The sequence below is a fragment of the Polaromonas sp. YR568 genome (assembly GCF_900116715.1).
GTDB lineage: Bacteria > Pseudomonadota > Gammaproteobacteria > Burkholderiales > Burkholderiaceae_C > Polaromonas.
In genome coordinates this window covers 1-18,081 of sequence record NZ_FPBM01000005.1, presented here as the reverse complement: position 1 = coordinate 18,081, position 18,081 = coordinate 1, and the positions used below count along the sequence as shown (strand labels likewise).

14 protein-coding genes are annotated in these 18,081 nt (G+C 62.7%); 6 read left to right on the top strand and 8 right to left on the bottom strand.

All coding sequences use genetic code 11. The annotated features are described in order from the left end of the window. The first annotated feature begins 5 nt into the window (after nucleotides 1-5). Complete coding sequence (locus tag BM408_RS12000) at nucleotides 6-713, top strand: hypothetical protein (RefSeq protein WP_092130113.1); 708 nt, start codon at nucleotides 6-8, stop codon at nucleotides 711-713. A 27-nt stretch (nucleotides 714-740) separates the two neighbouring features. Here the strand turns inward: BM408_RS12000 and icmF are convergent, their stop codons facing one another. The 5 genes from icmF to BM408_RS11975 form a co-directional block, all read right to left on the bottom strand. After that, on the bottom strand, nucleotides 741-4,064 hold the full coding sequence (icmF, locus tag BM408_RS11995; protein ID WP_092130112.1) for a fused isobutyryl-CoA mutase/GTPase IcmF: 3,324 nt from the start codon (nucleotides 4,062-4,064) through the stop codon (nucleotides 741-743). 191 nt (nucleotides 4,065-4,255) lie between these two features. Continuing rightward, nucleotides 4,256-6,253 (bottom strand): TRAP transporter large permease, encoded by a 1,998-nt coding sequence (locus BM408_RS11990; protein WP_092130111.1) that lies wholly within the window; start codon nucleotides 6,251-6,253, stop codon nucleotides 4,256-4,258. Between the two features lie 2 nt (nucleotides 6,254-6,255). After that, a complete protein-coding gene (locus BM408_RS11985) occupies nucleotides 6,256-6,882 on the bottom strand; it encodes a TRAP transporter small permease subunit (RefSeq protein WP_092130110.1) in 627 nt (208 codons plus the stop codon). 80 nt (nucleotides 6,883-6,962) lie between these two features. Then, nucleotides 6,963-8,072 carry a TRAP transporter substrate-binding protein gene (locus BM408_RS11980; RefSeq protein ID WP_092130109.1) on the bottom strand — a complete coding sequence of 370 codons (1,110 nt, stop codon included), beginning with the start codon at nucleotides 8,070-8,072 and terminating at the stop codon, nucleotides 6,963-6,965. 180 nt (nucleotides 8,073-8,252) lie between these two features. Continuing rightward, nucleotides 8,253-9,176, bottom strand: coding sequence for a PPK2 family polyphosphate kinase (locus BM408_RS11975; RefSeq protein ID WP_092130108.1), 924 nt, complete (start codon nucleotides 9,174-9,176; stop codon nucleotides 8,253-8,255). 272 nt (nucleotides 9,177-9,448) lie between these two features. On the opposite strand from BM408_RS11975, the gene BM408_RS11970 reads away from it, so the two are divergent. Further along, on the top strand, nucleotides 9,449-9,886 hold the full coding sequence (locus tag BM408_RS11970; RefSeq protein ID WP_092130107.1) for a rhodanese-like domain-containing protein: 438 nt from the start codon (nucleotides 9,449-9,451) through the stop codon (nucleotides 9,884-9,886). 250 nt (nucleotides 9,887-10,136) lie between these two features. Next, a complete protein-coding gene (gene cqsA / locus BM408_RS11965) occupies nucleotides 10,137-11,390 on the top strand; it encodes an alpha-hydroxyketone-type quorum-sensing autoinducer synthase (RefSeq protein WP_092130106.1) in 1,254 nt (417 codons plus the stop codon). On the opposite strand, the gene BM408_RS11960 is transcribed toward cqsA, so the two are convergent. Continuing rightward, on the bottom strand, nucleotides 11,391-12,377 hold the full coding sequence (locus BM408_RS11960) for a response regulator (RefSeq protein ID WP_092130105.1): 987 nt from the start codon (nucleotides 12,375-12,377) through the stop codon (nucleotides 11,391-11,393). Nucleotides 12,378-12,425: 48 nt separating this feature from the next. After that, the gene (locus BM408_RS11955; RefSeq protein ID WP_254774789.1) at nucleotides 12,426-13,727 is read right to left on the bottom strand and encodes a sensor histidine kinase; all 1,302 of its coding nucleotides are present in this window, start codon (nucleotides 13,725-13,727) and stop codon (nucleotides 12,426-12,428) included. Nucleotides 13,728-13,933: 206 nt separating this feature from the next. On the opposite strand from BM408_RS11955, the gene BM408_RS11950 reads away from it, so the two are divergent. Beyond that, nucleotides 13,934-14,602, top strand: a complete 669-nt coding sequence (locus tag BM408_RS11950; RefSeq protein WP_092130103.1) for a helix-turn-helix transcriptional regulator — start codon at nucleotides 13,934-13,936, stop codon at nucleotides 14,600-14,602. Between the two features lie 85 nt (nucleotides 14,603-14,687). Beyond that, nucleotides 14,688-15,455 carry a type III pantothenate kinase gene (locus BM408_RS11945; RefSeq protein ID WP_092130102.1) on the top strand — a complete coding sequence of 256 codons (768 nt, stop codon included), beginning with the start codon at nucleotides 14,688-14,690 and terminating at the stop codon, nucleotides 15,453-15,455. A gap of 134 nt (nucleotides 15,456-15,589) precedes the next feature. Here the strand turns inward: BM408_RS11945 and BM408_RS11940 are convergent, their stop codons facing one another. Next, on the bottom strand, nucleotides 15,590-17,119 hold the full coding sequence (locus tag BM408_RS11940; protein ID WP_092130101.1) for a wax ester/triacylglycerol synthase family O-acyltransferase: 1,530 nt from the start codon (nucleotides 17,117-17,119) through the stop codon (nucleotides 15,590-15,592). 142 nt (nucleotides 17,120-17,261) lie between these two features. On the opposite strand from BM408_RS11940, the gene BM408_RS11935 reads away from it, so the two are divergent. After that, on the top strand, nucleotides 17,262-17,516 hold the full coding sequence (locus BM408_RS11935; protein ID WP_092130100.1) for an acyl-CoA-binding protein: 255 nt from the start codon (nucleotides 17,262-17,264) through the stop codon (nucleotides 17,514-17,516). Nucleotides 17,517-18,081: the final 565 nt, after the last annotated feature.

Sequence of the window (18,081 nt, the reverse complement as noted above, 5' to 3'; positions counted from 1 at the left end):
ACGACATGTCACTTTTAGGCAAGGCAGCAGTTGCCATGTGGTGGGACATCCTGCCCGCCCAACGCGAGGAGTTCCAGGAGTGGCACTCCCGCGAACACTTTCCGGAACGCATGGGCATTGAAGGTTTTCTGCGCGGCTCACGCTGGTCCAACATTGACGGAGGAACGGGTTTCTTTGTGATGTACGAGCTGGCATCGTATGAAACCCTCACCTCTGCGGGATACCTGCAGAGCCTCAATAACCCGTCGCCATGGTCGGCGAAGATGATGCCGCACCACCTGCACATGGTGCGCAGCCAGTGCAAGGTGCTCAGCAGTTTTGGCGCCGGGCTCGGCAAGGCGGTGCTGACGATTCGCCTGTCACCTGCGGATGGACAGGCAGGGCCTTTGCTGGCCGGGCTGGAAAAGCTGCTGGCGCGCCAGGCAGAAAGCAGAGGTATCGTCGGGGCGCACCTGCTGCAAACCCGAACGCCGGAGGCAGCCATGACACAAGAGCAAAAAATCCGCGGCGGGGATGCCGCCGCCGACTGGATTGTCTTGCTGTCGTCCTATGAGACGGAGGCCTTGCAACACGCCCTGGCCAACGAGCTGTCGCCGCAGCGTCTCCAGGCTGCAGGCGCCCTTGCGGCCATGACACACGGCATCTACGCTCTTTCCCATTCACTGGGCAAGCATGACTTGAAGCCTGCCGCGCAGGGCGGGGCGACGGGTTAAGCAGCAGGCTATACCGGCCCCGGCCAACTACATATTCCGCCGGTACTGCCCACCCACCTCAAAGAGCGCATTGGTGATTTGCCCCAGCGAGCAGACACGCACCGCCTCCATCAGCACCTCGAACACATTAAGGTTTTCGATCACGGCCTGCTGCAGGCGTTTGAGCATGGCCGGTGATTCGGCGGCGTGGCGGCGGTGGAAGTCATCGAGGCGCTTGAGCTGGTTCTGCTTTTCTTCGTCGGTCGAGCGCGCCAGTTCCAGCTTGTCCTGCACTGCATCGCCATGCGGGTTGCGGAAGGTGTTGACGCCGATGATGGGCAGCTCGCCGGTGTGTTTGAGCATCTCATAGTGCATGGACTCGTCCTGGATGCGGCCGCGCTGGTAGCCGGTCTCCATGGCACCCAGCACGCCGCCGCGCTCGGCGATGCGTTCAAACTCCAGCAGTACGGCTTCTTCGAGCAGCTCGGTGAGCTCTTCGATGATGAAGGCGCCCTGTGAGGGGTTTTCATTTTTGGCCAGGCCCCATTCACGGTTGATGATGAGCTGGATCGCCATGGCGCGGCGCACGGATTCTTCCGTCGGCGTGGTGATGGCTTCGTCGAAGGCATTGGTGTGCAGCGAGTTGCAGTTGTCGTAGATCGCGATCAGCGCTTGCAGCGTGGTGCGGATGTCGTTGAACTGGATCTCCTGCGCGTGCAGGCTGCGGCCCGAGGTCTGGATGTGGTACTTGAGCTTCTGGCTGCGTTCGTTGGCGCCGTATTTTTCTTTCATGGCCACGGCCCAAATGCGGCGCGCGACGCGGCCCATCACCGTGTACTCCGGGTCCATGCCGTTGCTGAAGAAAAAACTCAGGTTGGGCGCGAAGTCGTCGATGTGCATGCCGCGCGCCAGATAGGCTTCGACAAAGGTAAAGCCGTTGGACAGCGTGAAGGCCAGCTGGCTGATCGGGTTGGCGCCGGCTTCAGCGATGTGATAACCGCTGATGGAGACGCTGTAGAAGTTGCGCACCCGGTTGTGTACGAAGTACTGGGCAATGTCGCCCATGACTTTCAGGCTGAACTCGGTCGAGAAGATGCAGGTGTTCTGGCCCTGGTCTTCTTTCAGGATGTCGGCCTGCACGGTGCCGCGCACGTTTTCCTGCACCCATTCGCGGATCTTGGCGGCTTCGGTGGCCGTCGGGTCACGGCCATTGTCTTTTTTGAACTTGTCCAGGTTCTGGTCGATGGCCGTGTTCATGAACATGGCCAGGATGCTGGGCGCCGGGCCGTTGATGGTCATCGAGACCGAGGTCGACGGGTTGCACAGGTCAAACCCGTCGTACAGCACCTTCATGTCGTCCAGCGTGGCAATCGACACGCCCGAGTTACCGACCTTGCCGTAGATGTCGGGTCGCAGGGCCGGGTCGTTGCCATAGAGCGTGACCGAGTCGAAGGCGGTGGACAGGCGCTTGGCGGCCATGCCTTCGCTGAGCAGCTTGAAGCGCGTGTTGGTGCGAAAGGGATCGCCCTCGCCGGCAAACATGCGGGTCGGGTCTTCGCCTTCGCGCTTGAAGGCAAAGGTGCCGGCGGTGTAAGGGTAGCTGCCGGGCACGTTGTCCAGCATCAGCCACTTGAGGATTTCACCGTGATCTTCATACTGCGGCAAGGCCACTTTGCGTATGGTGGTGCCCGAGAGGGATTTGGTGGTGAGTGCGGTGCGGATTTCCTTGTCGCGAATCTTCACCACGTATTCGTCGCCGGCATAGGCCGCCTGCATGTCGGGCCATTGGGCGAGCAGGGCGCGCGCGTCGCCGTCCATGCGGGCCTTGCGGTGGCCGGCCAGGTCGAGTGCGGCCTCGGCGGCAGGGGCGCGCTCGGGCTTGTCGATCTTGAGCATGGCGGCGGCCGCCTTGAGCTGCTGCACCTCGCGCGCCAGTTGGGCCTGCGCGCGTGCGCGCTTTTTGTAGCCACGCACCGTGTCGCTGATTTCGGCCAGGTAACGGGTGCGTGCGGCCGGCACCACGGGCGTCTGGTTGGTGCTGTGGCGTACGTCGGCTGTGGGCAGTACACCGCTTTCGAGCGCCAGACCCAGCGCGCTGAGGCGCGGCTTGAGGGCCTGGTAAAGCGCCGTCACGCCGTCATCGTTAAAGCGCGCGGCCATGGTTCCGAAGACCGGCATCTTGTCGGCCGGTGTGCTCCAGGCTTCCTTGTTGCGCTGCACCTGTTTGGAGACATCGCGCAAGGCATCGAGCGAACCCTTGCGGTCGAATTTGTTGATGGCGATGAACTCGGCGAAGTCCAGCATGTCGATTTTTTCGAGCTGGCTGGCCGCGCCGAACTCGGGCGTCATCACATACATGGGCACATCCACATGCGGCACGATGGCGGCGTCGCCCTGGCCTATGCCGGAGGTCTCGACCACGATCAGGTCAAAGCCCGCGCATTTGCAGGCGGCGATCACATCGGGCAGGGCTTGGCTGATTTCAGAGCCGAAGTCGCGTGTGGCCAGTGAACGCATGAAGACGCGCTGTCCGCTGTCGGTATTCTTCTGCCCGGCTGCGGGAACCGTCCAGGGGTTGATCGCGTTCATGCGGATGCGGTCACCGAGCAGCGCGCCGCCGCTCTTGCGGCGTGATGGGTCGATGCTGATCACAGCCACGCGCAGCTTGTCGTTCTGGTCCAGGCGCAGGCGGCGGATCAGTTCGTCAGTCAGCGAGGACTTGCCAGCGCCGCCTGTGCCGGTGATGCCCAGGACGGGAATCTTGCGAGTCGCGGCCTGGCTGCGCACCTTGTCGACCAGGGCCGCATCGGCTTTGCCGTTCTCCAGCGCAGTGATCAGCTGGGCAAGCGCCCGCCAGTTCATCTCGCCGTGGCCTTCAATCGCCTTGACGGTCTTGGGCGCGAAGCCGGTCAGGTCCTTGTCGCAGCGCATGACCATCTCGCCGATCATGCCGGCCAGGCCCATCTTCTGGCCATCTTCAGGGCTGTAGATGCGAGTGACGCCGTAGGCATGCAGTTCGCGGATTTCGGGCGGCACGATCACGCCGCCGCCGCCGCCGAAAACCTGGATGTGCTCGCCGCCCCGGCTTTTGAGCAGATCGACCATGTATTTGAAATACTCGACATGCCCGCCCTGGTAGGAGCTGATGGCAATGCCCTGGGCGTCTTCCTGCAGGGCCGCTGTCACGACTTCGTCGACGCTGCGGTTATGGCCCAGGTGGACCACCTCGGCGCCCATGCTTTGCAGAATGCGCCGCATGATGTTGATGGCCGCGTCATGGCCGTCGAACAGGCTGGCCGCCGTGATGAAACGCACCTTGTGGGTGGGGCGGTAGCTGGCGAGGGCTTTGTATTCTGCGGACATGTCGGTCATGGTTGTCTCCGGGCGGCGGGTGGGGCCGTCGATCTGTGATCTGTTTAGTTGACGTTTACGTAAACGTCAATCTTAGCCGGTAAGCCGGCGCCGATCAAGTGTGCGCTTCCGTCGTTGTGCCGCCCATAAAAAAAGGGGCGCCTGGCGCCCCTTTTTTGGTCAGCTCAGGAGCCTGGCAGCCCCTGAGCTGTTCAACCGTACAGGTATTTCGGCAGCCAGAGCGTCAGGCCGGGCCAGATGTACATGAAGACCATGCAGAGGATCACGATCAGCATGTAGGGCATCATGCCGGCGAAGATCTGGTTGATGGTCACATGGGGCGGCGACACTCCCTTTAAATAGAAGGCCGACATCGCCACCGGCGGTGACAGGAAGGCTGCCTGCAGGTTCACGAAGACCAGCACGCCCCAGAGGATGGGGTCGATCTGGAAGTGCTGCAGCAGCGGCAGGAAGATGGGCACAAAGATCACGATGATTTCGGTCCACTCCAGCGGCCAGCCCAGGATGAAGATGATGGCTTGTGACAGCAGCAGGAACTGCAGCGGCGTGAGGTTCATGCTCATCACCCACTCTTCAACCACGCGCTGCCCGCCCAGCAGGGCAAACACTGCCGAGAACAGCGCCGAGCCCACAAACAGCCAGCAGACCATGGACGTGGTCTTGCAGGTCAGGAACACCGCTTCCTTGATCTTCTGGAAGTCCAGCGTGCCGGCATGCCAGGCCATCAGGAAGGCGCCGGCCGCGCCGACGGCCGCGGATTCGGTGGCCGTGGTGATGCCGAACAGGATGACGCCCAACACCACGATGGTCAGCAAGGCTAGTGGCATGACGGAGCTCACCAGCATCCGCAGGATCTCAAACTGCTCCGCGTCGAAGCGCCGGTAGTACCAGAGCAGCAGCCCGGCCATCAGCACGCAGGCGATGGCAAAGCCCGTGTAGAACGACTCGGGCACCGGAGCGGTCTGCGGCCCAGAGCCTGAGGGCTCGCCGATTTCCTGCAGCGGCGCATCGGCCGCTGTTGCTGCCGCTACCGACGGCTTCTCGTCTTCCGATCCCGGCGGCGCCTGCAGGCCTCCGGCTTCGGCCGAATCCTTGGCCGCCGTGTCGCCGGGAGGTTCTTTCAACCCTTCTTCAGCAGGCGGCTCTTTGAGGCTGCCTTCTGCGGACGGCGGCTCCTTCACGCCGGTGTCCCCGGGTGGCTCTTGCACCCCGCCGGTTGCGGCAGGCGCCTGCAGGCCCCCGCCTGCCGGCGCTGCGGCCTTGGCGGCGCGCGCCGCAACCACCGCGGCGTTGTTGTCGGCCTGCGAATGGATGACCACATACCACCAGGTCCCGCCTAGGGTCACCAGCGCGAAGGCCACCGGCACCAGGGCTGTGCCCAGGCTGCGCAACAGAAAGCTGCGGCTGAGCGGGGTGCCCGCCTGCAGCGCCTTGCCCGGCGCTGCGGCGGCCATGACCAGCGCCGGCAGCACCCTGCGCGAATACAGGGCACTCACCTGTTGCAGCCAGGGCGGAACAGGCGCGCGGTTTTGCTCCGGCGGCAGCTTGGGGGCGATCTTGGGGTTGAGCATCACCCAGCCGATGATGTAGATCAGGTACAGCAGGGCCAGGAAGAAGCCGGGAAACATGGCTGCCGCGTAGAGCTTGACCACTGACTGACCGGCGACAGCCGCGTACACGATGATCATCACCGAAGGCGGGATCAGGATGCCCAGCGTGCCGCCGGCCGTGATGACCCCGGCGGCGAGCCGCGTGTCGTAGCCGGCGTTGAGCATGGGCCGCATGGCGATCACGCCCATCAGCACCACAACCGCGCCCACCAGGCCGCTGGCAATGCCCCAGAAGGTGCAGATGATCAGCGTGGTGACGGCCAGCGAGCCCGGCACGCTGCGAAAGGCCAGCTGCACGCTGTGGAACATCTTGTCCACCAGCGCGCCGCGTTCCATGATGTAACCCATCAGCACAAACAGCGGAATGGATAACAGCGTCTCGTTGGTCATCGCGCCGAAGGCGCGCTGCACCATCAGGTCGAAGATCCGGTTGTCCCAGAAATGAACGGCCGGGTCGTAGAAGGCGATAAAACCGAACACCATGCCCAGGCCCATCAGCGTGAACGCCGTGGGAAAGCCCATCATGATGACGATCACGATCAGGCCGAGCATCGTCATGCCGAGTACTGCGTTGCTCATGATCAGCCTTTCAAGCCGGCGGATTTTTCGATGGCCAGCCGCTTGGCGTCTTCATCGACGTACTCGCTACCGGCCAGTTGCTGTGCAACTACGTCGGACTCCTGCGCGTCCTTGAGCCGTGGCGTCCAGATGCCGGTGCGGATGCAGACGACGCAGCGCAGGATTTCAGACAGCCCCTGCATCAGCACGATGGCGCCGGCCACCGGGATCACGAACTTGAAGGGATACAGCGGGATGGGGGTGGCGTTGAAGGTCTGCTCGTGCATGGCCAGTGATTCGTTGAAGTAGGTCCAGCCGGCCCAGGTCAGCGCCACGATGCCGGGAAGGAAGAAGACGATGTAGAGCACCAGATCCAGCCAGGCCTGCGTGCGGGGCTTCATGGATCCGTAGAAGAAGTCGCCGCGCACATGGCCGTCATGCGCCAGCGTGTAGGCGCCTCCCAGCATGAACAGCGTGCCGTAGAGCATGTTGTTGACGTCGAAGATCCAGGCGGTGGGCGCGTTGAGCGCGTAGCGCTTGAAGACTTCGGCGCAGACGACCAGCATCAGCACCACGATCAACCAGGCGGCCGCCTTGCCGACCCAGGTGCTGATGTGGTCGGCGGTGTGCAGGATTCTTTGTATATTCATTTTGAACCGGTGTGCCCATCAAAAAAAGGCCAGCCATCCAGGGTTGGACGGCTGGCCGGCTTGGCCCCAGACTGGCAGGGTCAGGCCTTCTTCTTGCTGAAGGAGTGGTTGTACGCCATCTTGAAATCGACCATGTAGTCGTTCTGCCAGGGGATGGTGCGTGCGGCGTAGGCCTTCTGCGAATCGATCACCTTCTTGAACAGCGGATTGGCCTTGGCTTTCTCATCGATGATCTTGTCCCAGGCTTCCAGCTGCGCCTTGAGCACGGCATCAGGCGTCTTGTAGAACTTGATGCCCTGCTTTTTCATCTCGGCGTAGTCGGTGGAATTGCGGTCGATGGCCTTCCAGCTCATGTCGGCACTGGCAGCCTGCACGCCGTAGTCGATGATCGCCTTGAGTTCGGCCGGCAGCGCGTTGTACTTGCCCTTGTTGAACAGGATCTCGAACTGTTCGCCGCTCTGGTGAAAGCTCTGCAGCATGCAGTTCTTGACCACGTCGGGAAAGCCCAGCACGCGATCGGAGCTGGCGTTGTTGAACTCGGCCGCGTCGATCAGGCCGCGGTCCAGCGCCGGTACGATCTCACCGCCAGGCAGCGGGTTCACCGAGGTGCCCATGGCGGTGAAGATGTCGACCGACAGGCCGACGGTGCGGAACTTCAGGCCCTTCATGTCGGCCACCTTGGAGACCGGTTTCTTGAACCAGCCCAGCGGCTGTGTGGGCATGGGGCCATACAGATAGGACACCACGTCCATGTTGATGGCCTTGTAGATTTCATCGAGCAGCGCCTTGCCGCCGCCGTAGTTGTGCCAGGACAGGACCATGTTCGGGTCCATGCCGAAGGCCGGGCCCGAGCCCCACAGGGCCAGGGCGTTGTTCTTGCCGTAGTGGTACGCCACCACACCGTGACCGCCGTCCAGCGTTCCCTTGTTCACAGCTTCCAGCAGCTGGAATGCCGGCACCACCGCGCCGGAAGGAAGCACTTCAATCTTCAGGCGGCCGCCGGCCATGTCATTGACTTTCTTCGCAAAGTCGTTGGCGTACTCATGGAAAATATCCTTGGCCGGCCACGTGCTCTGGAAGCGGAAAGACGTTGTCTGCGCCATGGCGACCATGGGGGCGGACATGGCGCCGGCGGCAATCGCAGCACCTTTAAGAAGGCCGCGCCTGCGGGGGCTCTTGCTCTCAGTCATGACTTGTCTCCTGTTGTGTGAAAAAAGATAAGAGCACTCATCATTCCGCCTTGCCCTTTCCTTACAAAGAGGGTTTCCACCAACGCAGAAAAATGATTGCCCCCTGATTGCCCGCTATTACCCTTTATTCGGGTGAAACTGTTTTTGCATCACAAGCGGGAATCAGCAGGAGTAAGACGTTCAGGTGACTTTCAGGCCTTTAAGTTTGGGGTCTGCCGGCGGAAAGCGCAGGCCCAATTGGGCCATCGTCGCGCGCACCATGGTGGCGATCATCAGGTTGCGATGGGTTTTGGAATTCGCGGGCACCACGGTCCAGGGCGCCCAGGGTGTGCTGGTGGCCGCCAGCAAGGACTCGTACGCCTTTTGGTACTGCTTCCACTGCTTGCGCGCGTCCAGGTCGTCCATGTTGAACTTCCAGTTTTTGGTGGGGTCGTCCAGCCGTGCCTGCAGGCGCTCACGCTGCTCTTCCAGGCTGATGTGCAGCATGAACTTGAGCACCACGGTGCCGGTCTGCGACAGCATGCGTTCGAAATCATTGATGTGCCGGTAGCGCTCTGCCGTCTGCGCCGGCGTGATCCAGCCTTTGACGGGCGGAACCAGCACGTCTTCGTAGTGGCTGCGATTGAAGATGGCGATCTCTCCGGCCGCCGGCACCTGCTGGTGAATACGCCATAAATAGTCGTGCGAGCGCTCCTCCTCGTTCGGCGCTTTCCAGCTGACGGTGTGCACGCCCAGCGGGCTGATGCGCCCGAATACGCCGCGCATAGTGCCGTCCTTGCCTGAGGTATCGGTGCCCTGCAGGATGATGAGCAGCTTGAAGCGCTTGTCGGCATAAAGCAGGTTTTGCAGCACATCGAGTTCCACGGCGAGCGCTTCCACCACGGTTTTGTCGTGCGCTTTGTCGCCGCTGGAAAACGGTTTGGCGCCGGGGTCGAAGTCAGCCAGCGACCAGGCTTTGCGTTCCTTTTTGCCGCCGGGGATATTCCCGTTTGCATCGGTCGCAGGCGGCTGCCACTGGGCCAGTGCTTTTGCCAGGGCTTTCAGGCCAGCCTTGCCGGCGGAGGCATCTGGAAAGAACGGGGTGTCGGCGCGGGTCGAGGGCATAGAGGTCTCCGGCGGTGGTTCAGGATGCCTGTGATTGTGCATGCCGTGCGGCTTGATGCCCGTCGGCGTCTTGCCTGATCGCCGCGGGCCGGCGCCCTTTTTACCCTGGCCTCTTCATGGGCTGCGGCAAGCGAATAAACTGGTTTTGCGGCGCCCCGTCCGGGGCGCGCACCGGGCACGCGTGGCGCACCCTGGTACACCCTGGTAAATAGTACCGGTGCAAATGTGATGCCGCATCAACTCGAACCCCCTGAAATATGACAGGCCCTTCCATGAAAAACCTCGACCCCTCAGATCCCTTGCTTCAAGTACGGCCCGCCGCCGGTTATGCGGGTGATATTTCCGCTCGCCTTGCATACCAGTGGATGCAGTCAGGCGAGGCCGTGCTGGTGGATGTGCGCACCGACGCCGAACGCGAGTGGGTGGGCTATGTCCCCGGCGCGGCGGCGCTGGCCTGGAAGCAGTGGCCGGGCATGGCCATGAACGCAGGCTTCGATGAAGGGCTGAAGGCCGTGGTGCCGGCAGGCAAGAAGGCCGTGCTGCTCTGCCGCAGCGGTGTGCGCTCCGTGGCTGCCGCCAAACGCGCCACTGAACTCGGTGTGGAGGCCTACAACATTCTTGAAGGCTTTGAAGGCGATGCCGACGAGCAGGGGCAACGTGGGCGGCGCGGCGGCTGGCGTCTTCAGGGCCTGCCGTGGAAGCAGGGCTAGGCCTGCCGAAATACGCTGCCGAAATACGTTGCAGAGAGAGCAAGGATTCGCGCCCTTGTCTATACTTTTTGTGACACAAATATGTAAGTGAACGGCGTATCTGCTTTTCGAAAATGAAGTGAATAGTTCGCATTTTCAGATCGAGGGAAGGGTGTAAACAAGTGCCCCCTGTCAGAACTGACAGGGGGTAAGCCGTATCAATTTGTGTGAGAGCTTTCAATGGGACTCCTCAATCAAACGGAGCTCCCTCATGCAAGTCCTAGAACGCGAAATATCCTCCAGTGCCAGGACACCTCACAACCCCTCGCTTGGCAAGCGGCTTCAAGAGCGCATCGCACACGAATTCGCGCCTCGCTGGGCGCAGCAGTGGGGTGACAAGTTCATCCTGCACGGCCGCTCGCCGGGTGCGGGCGCGGTTCGGCTCGATGGTAATGACTACCTCAACGTCACCGGGCATCCGGAAATCGTGCAGGCCCAGATTTCCGCATTGACCCGCGACAGGGAAAGCGTCGTTCAGTCCGGTGTCTTCCTTCTGGGTTCGCACCCGGCGCATGCGCTGGAGAAATCGCTGGCAAGCTGGGTCGGCAAGGACGACGGCTTTCTCTGCCAGTCCGGCTACACCGCCAACATGGGCTTGCTGCAAATCATTGCGGACGCCCAGACACCGATCTACCTTGACTCGCTTGCGCATGCCTCCTTGTGGGAAGGCGCCCATGCCGCGCGTGCACCGGCACACGCCTTTCGCCACAACAGCCCCGAGCATCTCGCTCGGATGATGAAAACCCACGGCCCCGGCGTTGTCGTGGTCGACTCGGTTTACAGCACCACCGGGGCGGTCTGTCGATTGCACGAAATCCTGGAAGTGACCGAGCAGAACGACAGCATGATCGTGGTCGATGAATCCCATTCGCTGGGAACCCACGGCCCGCAAGGCGCGGGGCTATGCGCCGAGCTGGGCGTCACGGACCGGGTGCACTTCATCACCGCCAGCCTGGCCAAGGCCGTTGCGGGCCGTGCCGGCTTTTTCACCGCGCCTGCCAGCATGCGTTACTACATCCTGATCTCGAGCTTTCCGAATATCTTCAGCTCTTCACTGCTGCCTCACGAGATCGCCGGGCTGGCGGCCACCGTGGGCGTGCTGCAGCGCAGTGACGACGCCAGGCGCCGCCTGCATGCCAACACGCGCCGCTTGCGCTCGACCTTCACCGACATCGGCTACCCGATCCACCAGGGTACCGAGCAGATCATCTCGCTCGAAGCCGGCACCGAACCGGCGGCCATGATCCTGCGCGATGAACTGGAAGCGCGTGACGTGATCGGCTCGATCTTTTGCGCGCCGGCCACCAGCCGCAACCGCGCGATGGTGCGCCTGACGCTGAGCTCGGCATTGACCGAGGCGGAAATGTCGCATGTGGAGGCGGTGGCCCGCGAGATCGCGCCCATCGTCAAGCCCTGGGACTGGCCGATCGCGCGGCGCGCCCGCAGCGCAAAGATGGACGTCTAGTCAGTCTTGCACGTCGCGATCGCCATGGGTGGCGATAAAGCGTTCGTGGCTGGCCATGAAGCCGGGGCAGAAGGACTCATGGATGGGGAAGATGGCGCCATGCAGCGGCGCAGGTTCGGCCGCGATGGTAAATGCCTGGCGCGGCTGGGACTTGTGCACCGCGCCCAGGCCCAGTTGCAGGTCCAGGTCGATCAGCTTTTTACCCGCCCGGACGTCTTGCACCGTGGGCGCATCCCACCCCTGGGACTCGGCCATCTCGGCCAGCTCCGGCAGGTTGGCGGCGGGCTCCAGCTGCAACCAGCTGGCGCGCCCCTTGTTGTCGAGCGCGAGCACGCCAAAAGGCGCACCGATGGCGACGCGTTCTATCCAGCCCTGCTGGAGCGCCAGGCTCTCCAGCGCCTGCGCCACGGCCGGGCTGCACAGCAACTCATGCTGCTCGCGCGACAGCGTGGCGCGCCAGGTCTGCTCGTGCCGGGGCTCCGCCAGGTGCAGCAGGCCCTGGATGGCGTTGGTCAGCCGCAGGCGGATATCGGGCGCCTGCTTGGGAATGAACTGCTCGATCAGGCTGCGGTTGAAGGCCGACACGGCCAGCTGCTCATCGGCGCGGCCCGTCAGCAGTACGCGCGAGCCCGACCAGCCCGTGAGCTCGCTGAGCACCCGCAGCCCGCTCATTGCCGGCATCGAGTAGTCGACCACACAGACCTGCGTGAGCGCAAAACGCGCCGTGCCGTCGTCACGCCAGTATTTGAGGATTTGCGGAATCAGCGGCTCGCCTTCGCGCCAGCGGTTGATGATCTCCTGCTGGCGCCAGGCGTCCGCCTCCCAGCGCGCCGGCTCCTCCAGCAGCGACTCGATGCAGGCCACCGGCCGCAGAAAGAGGCGCACGTACCAGTCCAGCGGCATGACCTGGGCCAGCATTTCGAGGTAATCCGGATCATCATCCAGAAAGACCACGCCTCCCGGGCGGCGATAGAGTGCAAAGGACATGGTTGTCGTTTTATGGAAGATTGTCAAAAGCCGTCATGTGCAAGGCTATCAGGCTGCGATGGGCAGCTCAATGGTAAAAACTGCCCCCACGGCAGACTCGGACTTCACATGAATGTTGCCACCAGCACTTTGTACCACTTGCTGGCAAAAGGCCAAACCCAGGCCGTGGCCCGTGCCGCGGTTGCTGGAAAAAAACGGCTTGAAAATCTGCGGCAGCAAGGTAGGGTCGACGCCCAGGCCTTCGTCGGCCACGATGATTCGCCCATGGCCCTGCGATTGCCCCACTTCAATGCGCAAGGCGCCCGGCGGGTATTTCGAGTCGGCGGCCATCAGCGAGTGCAGGGCGTTCTTGATCAGGTTGTCCAGCACCTGGGAGAACTGGGTAGAGGACGAGCGGAAGGTGAAATCCTCGTGAATGACAACCTGCACGCAATCGCGCTGGCGCATCGACTGGAAGGGATAGGCGCCCACCACCTCGTTGACCAGCCCGCCGGCCGGCACCAGTTCAGTGTGGCGCGGCAGCTGAAGCAGCCTGGCATTGGCGATCTGCGTGTCGATCTGGTGGTTCATGTTGCGAACCAGGATATGCAGCCGCTGGGCGAGTTTGTCCAGCTGGGCCGCGCGCGGGTTGTCGGGCTGGCGCTGCACTTCCAGCTGTATCGCGTCGCCCAGCAGCGCGGCGGTCGACAGCGGCGTGCGCAGCTCGTGCGCCATGATCCCCATCGTTGTGAGGGTGTTGGAGAGCTGCTCGCGCCGCAGGTTGGCAGAAGAAAGCCCCAGCAGCAGGCCCATGTTCATGCAAAAGGCAATGACCATCATGTTGGTGGTGAACTGCTGGCCCTGCAGCACCGGCACCTCCGGCCCGAACACCTGGAACAGGGCCCACGCGGAGAGCGCCCCGGCGACCAGTCCGATGGTGGCGATGCGCCAATCGGTGACGAAGTAATAAATCAGGATCATGCCGGACACGCTGGCCAGCCAGACGGTATTGCCGCTGTTGCAAAAGTACATCCAGCTGAAAAGAAACGGCAGCTCGAACCAGAACACGCTGGTAAACACTGCGCCGGCCAGCGGGCTGGAGGGGTATTGGCTGACGGGTTTCCAGATCAGCAGGCAGCCCAGCATGCTGGTGAAGCAGCGCAGCCAAAGGTTCTCATAAGGCTGCGGCAGCCACCAGGCCCAGACCACGTAAAAAAGCGGATGGCCCACCAGCGTGAATATTCCCAGGCCCTTCATGCGCAGCGGCGTCGGGTGCAATACCGGCACCAGAGGGGCGAGGATCAGTTCCTCGCGCAGCCACTGCAGCAGGCGCTGCTGGGTGAACCACGAATTGAAACGAGCGCTTTTCACTTTAAAGTCTTCCCTGAGCAAGCGGACCTGGCGGATGATGCGGTTGATGCATTTGGCGCTATTGTCCTTATACCTTCCCATCCGAGCCATTAACGATTTCACGATTCACAAGGCAACATCGTTTGAGCTGACCTGCCGGCGTTCCCGGGCAACCCCAAAAGTGGCGGGTAGAGCCGCCACTATCATGAATTATGAAAGTTCCAGCGATGCAATTGCCTGCCAACTTTGACAGTGTGAGCCTTGACGGTGTCGTCAGCGACTGGCTGGGGGTTCTGCGCGAGTTCTCCGTCGAGGCGCTCATGGTGCTGGGCCCCGACCCTTTCGGCGGGCAGGAAGACCGGCTGGTCCTTGCCATCCACCCGCCGCGCCTGCTCGACGCCGCGGAAGCGCTGGCCGAGAGCCGGGACTTCGGCGCGCCGTGGCGCGATTCCGATGCGCCGCTGGTCGCCTGGCAGGACATTTCCAAGTCGGCCTTCGAAAACCTGGGGCGCTGGCGCCGGCTCTGGCTGGCCCATGGCTACCAGAGCGTGGTCCGCATCGCCTTTCCGCTGACGGTGGGGCGCGCCTTTGAGTGCTACCTGTTCAGCCCGCGCCAGTGGCATGACCGTAGCGAGGCGGCCCTGCTGGCCTGGTCGGCCCTGAACATCTGGCCGCTGCTCAAGCGCGCGCTGGCCGAGGCGCGCAGCCCGCTCAGCCCGCGCGAGCTGGAATGCCTGAGTCTGGCCTTCCAGGGCATGACGGCGCGTGAGACCGGCGAGCGGCTGGCGTGCAGCGAACGCACGGTGAACTTTCACCTTTCCAATGCCATGACCAAACTCAAGGTCGACAACAAGCTGGCCGCCATCCAGCGCGCCTGCTGGTTTGGCCTGATCTGAGCGCGGGCCGCAGAGGCGGCTTCTACTGGAAAACCTGTAGGCGTCTGTGTCCGGGCAGGCTTCAAACCTGTTCATAATCCGCCAAATGACCTTTCTAGCGCTTGACGTGGGTAATACCCGCCTGAAATGGGCCCAGTACGAAGCCCCTGTACCCGGGGCCAAACTGCTGGCAAACGGCGCAGTGTTTCTCGAGAACATCGACAAGCTCGCAGAAGAAGAATGGGGCGCCATCCCGGCGCCCACACGCATTCTCGGCTGCATCGTTGCCGCCGACGCCATCAAGCGGCGCGTGGCCGAGCAGATGGAGCTGTGGGACGTGGCGGCGCGTTGGGTGGTCTCCAGCCCGCAGGAGGCGGGCGTCACCAACGGCTACGACCATCCGGCCCGGCTGGGCGCCGACCGCTGGGTGGCGATGATAGGCGCGCGCCACCGGCTGCTGGCGCGCGGCGTGAACAAACCCTGCGTGGTGGTCATGGTGGGCACCGCCGTGACGGTGGAGGCGATCGACGCCAGCGGAAAATTTTTGGGCGGCTTCATTCTTCCGGGCCACGGCATCATGCTGCGCGCGCTCGAGTCCGGCACGGCCGGCCTGCATGTGCCCACCGGTGAGGTGCGCGACTTTCCCACCAACACCAGCGACGCGCTGACCAGCGGCGGCACCTTCGCCATTGCCGGCGCGATTCACCGCATGGTCGAGAACGTCACCCGCCACTGCGGCGAAACGCCCGAATGCATCATGACCGGCGGCGCCGGCTGGAAGATGGCGCCCAGCATGTCGGTGAAGTTCGAGCTGGTGGACAGCCTGATCTTTGACGGCCTGCTGGCGATTGCCTCAAGGCGTTTTGCGGCCTAGACTGGCTCACCCCTATTGACGCTCACTTTGTGTAGCGTCCTTTCCCCTTGCAGGGGACGGCGCCTGCGGCCTGGCAAAGCCAGTTCCACGGCCCCTGCTGGAAAAGGTGGGCGTATTTCGCGCGTCGCAGGTGCTCACTCTCCCCAAGGTAGCATTAGGGTCACGATCGAGAGTTTGGCGAACTCGGGCACGAATTCGTCGATGATGCGCTGCGGCTCAGGGCACAGCGTGCTGTCGGTGATCACGCCGAACTGCACACCGCCGCCGTAGCTCAGGATGGAGACACCCAGACCCACGTCGCCCGACTGCGGCACCCAGAACAGGCTTTGCTCCAGCGTGGAGCCGCAGAACTTGAGTTTCTCGCGCGGGCCCGGCACGTTGGTCATCACCGCTGTGGTCTTTTTGGCAAAGAGGTTGAGCATCACGTCCTGCGCAGGCTTGATCAAGAGGCCCGCCACCGCCAGCAGGCTGAAGGCCAGAAGCGGCTGATAGCTGCCTTTGAGCGCCGCCATGCGCCTGCGCACCTCGTACACCCGCTCGATGGGGTTGTCCACGCCGATGGGCAGCACCAGCGGCACCAGGCCGAAGCGGTTGCCCAGCTTGTGCGCCTGGTCCATGGGGCGAAGGTTCACCGGCACCATGGCGCGGATCTCCTGGCCCGCCACATCGTCGCCGAATGATTTCAGGTATTCGCCTAGCGCCCCGGCCACGCAGCTGAGCAGCACGTCGTTGATCGAGCAGTTCAGCGCCTTGCCCACCGCCTTGACCTCGTCCAGCGGAATCGGCTGGCACCAGGCGACCTTCTTGGCGCCGCCGGGCTTGCCTTTGAGCCGCGTCTTGGAGTCGTCGGGCATCAGCGCCAGCGCGGCTGAGTCGGAAAGCAGCTGGAACAACACTTTTGCCATGTCGAAGGAGCCGCTCACGCCTTGCTCCATGCCCTTCTTCGGGTCGCCCAGCATGCCCAGCGAGCGCGCCGCGCCTTCACCCACGGCGCCCAGCGCCTTGACGGTGATGTCGGTAAAAGGCTTGAGCAGCGTGTCGGCGATCCAGTCCTCCGCGCCCGCGGCAGGCTCCTTCTTGCGCCGCTCGGGCGGCGGCGCGCCGCCGTCGACCAGCGACATGGTCACCGAAATCAGGGCGATGCCGTCCGCAATGCAGTGGTGGATGCGCACGATCATGGCGCTGCCCTTCACGCCGTCGGGCCCGGTGTAGTCCTCAATGAAATGGATTTGCCACAAGGGGCGCTTCGGGTCCAGGCGCTGGGTGGCGAGCTCGGCCACGCGGTCCTGCAGGGCGTGCTCCTGGTTGGCCGACTTGGGCAGCTTCTCGGGCACCACATGGTTGGCCAGGTCGAAGTTGCGGTCCATCACCCAGGTCGCGCCGGCGGCGTCTTCCATCACGCGCTGCTTGAAGCGGTCGTATTTGAGCAAGCTGTTTTCAATGCGTTCGCAGGCCGCCGTGTACTTCACGCCAGGCGCCAGCTGCCACACGCCCACGATCATCATGAGGTTGGCTTCGTTGTCCATGCGCAGCCAGGCCGTGTCGACCTTGCTCATGCGCTCCCCTGAAATACCCAGGGTTCCCGATACGGCCCGTTTGACGTTCTTCTGGACGTTCTTTGCCACTTTGCGGCCGGCGGCCTGGGCGGTAACGCGTGTAACCATGAGCACTCCCGATGCGAAACTGATGCGAACTCACCCCGGATGGGGTAAGTTCCCTATTTTGCAAGCAACGGCCTCGCTAAGATACCGGGCAGTTACCCCAAGCCGCCTCATTGGTGACCCACTTCTAAAACGGAGATTCCTCATGTCAGACCTGAAAGCCGCCTTCGACAAAGCCATGGCCGATTCGAAAAACCTCAGCGAGCGCCCCGACAACGCCACGCTGCTGAAGATTTACGCGCTCTACAAGCAAGGCAGCAGCGGTGATAACACCGACAAAAAACCCGGCTTCGGCGACATGGTGGCCCGTGCCAAGTGGGACGCCTGGAATAACCTCAAAGGCACCTCGCAGGACGACGCGATGCAGCAGTACATTGATTTGATCGCCGACCTGAGCTGATCGGTCTTTGCGCTTTTTTCTGAGGGTTGTTGGCCGGGGGTTGCCCGGCGGCAAGTAACTTTCTTTTGCTTCGCCAAAAGAAAGTCACCAAAGAAAAGGCGACCCTACTGTCTGCGTCCCCTGCGCTTCGCTCCGGGGCAACCTGCGGTGCTCGATTCAGGCGGGGTCTCGCTAAACTCGCTTCGCTCAAACAACGCGATCCCTGATCCGCCTGAATCTCCGCTCCTCGGCGCATACAGAAGGGCCAATCGGGAGCGGGGACCAAATACCAAAGACAAATACCAACAAGGACTCGCCACGGCGAGTCCTTGTTTCTTTTGATATTCGGTATTGGTATTCCTTCCCCACCCCTTCTGTCTGCGCCGAGGAGCGGAGGTCCAGACGGATCAGGGCAAAAACTTGTTTGAGCGAAGCGAGTTGTTTTTGACCCCGGCTGGACCGAGCACCGCAGGTTGCCCGTAGCGAAGCGCAGGGACGCAGACAGTAGGGTCGCCTTTTCTTTGCTTACTTTCTTTTGGCGAAGCAAAAGAAAGTGAGTTGCCGCCGGGCAACCCCCGGCCAGCAA